Origin of the sequence: Aquipuribacter hungaricus (assembly GCF_037860755.1) — a bacterium.
GTDB lineage: Bacteria > Actinomycetota > Actinomycetes > Actinomycetales > JBBAYJ01 > Aquipuribacter > Aquipuribacter hungaricus.
The window spans coordinates 1-950 of sequence record NZ_JBBEOI010000463.1; the positions used below are offsets into that span (position 1 = coordinate 1).

Sequence of the window (950 nt, forward strand, 5' to 3'; positions counted from 1 at the left end):
GACGGCCCGGCGGACGGCTCGGACGGGGCGGAGGCGTCCGCGGACGGGTCCGCCGGTGCGGCGGGGGCGACCCCGCCGGCCTCGCGCAGGTCGTCGCCGACGCCCAGCACGTCGGAGGACAGCAGCGCCCACAGCAGCACGGCGCAGGCCACGGCGACCGCACCCACGGTGGCCGCGGCGACGAGGACCGGGTGCCGGCGGACTCGGTGCGCGCCCGAGCGGTGGTGCTGGGGCACGGCCAGGTCGTCCATCGCGTCGGAGGCTACCCCGCCGTCCTCGTCCTCCCGGGCCCGTCGCACGCGACCCGCTCAGCCGGGCAGCGTGAGCCGGCGGGCGGGCCGGGTGCGCAGCCGCGCCGCACGTGCCCGTCGGAGCCGGCCGACGAGGACGGGGTCGTGCCGGAGCGCGGCCTCGCGGTCCACCAGCGCGTTGACCAGCTGGTAGTAGCGGGTGGGGCCGACCCCGAAGCGCTCGCGCAGCGCCTGCTCCTTGGCGCCGGGCTGCTTCCACCACAGGCGCTCGAACTCGAGCACGGCCAGGTCGCGCTCGGACAGCACGTCGGGCTCGGCCACGGGCCCTCCTCGCTGTCCGGCGCCCGTCCCGGGCACCCCGTCCTCGCGCGGTCGTCCCCGCGCCGGACCAGGGTACGACGCGGACTACACCCGTGTAGTTCGCAGCCGCGCCGCGTGCACCGTGTCGAGGACGAGCAGGAACGCCCCCTGCACGACGACGCCCGCGCCGTCCCCGCGGCTGTCGCGCCCGCGCACGGTCCCCGCCCGCCAGAGCAGGACGCCCGCGACGACGTACCCGACGTCCAGGACGCTGTTGAGCAGCAGCAGCCGGCGCAGCGACGCGGCGGCCTGCGGCTCCGGGGCGGGCCGCGGCGGGCGCAGCGACAGCGCCGCCACGCCCAGGTCGACCGCCCCCCAGGCCACGGTCTGGCGGGCCAC

Annotated in this window: 3 protein-coding genes; all 3 read right to left on the reverse strand. The window is 78.9% G+C overall.

Going from position 1 to position 950, the window contains the following annotated elements; genetic code table 11:
• Positions 1-299 (reverse strand): hypothetical protein (locus tag WCS02_RS20620; RefSeq protein ID WP_340296185.1); only part of this gene is annotated, 299 nt, incomplete at its 3' end.
• Between the two features lie 9 nt (positions 300-308).
• Positions 309-572 carry a DUF3263 domain-containing protein gene (locus tag WCS02_RS20625; protein WP_340296186.1) on the reverse strand — a complete coding sequence of 88 codons (264 nt, stop codon included), beginning with the start codon at positions 570-572 and terminating at the stop codon, positions 309-311.
• Between the two features lie 84 nt (positions 573-656).
• A partial coding sequence (locus WCS02_RS20630; RefSeq protein WP_340296187.1) for a DUF6992 family protein occupies positions 657-950 on the reverse strand: 294 nt, incomplete at its 5' end.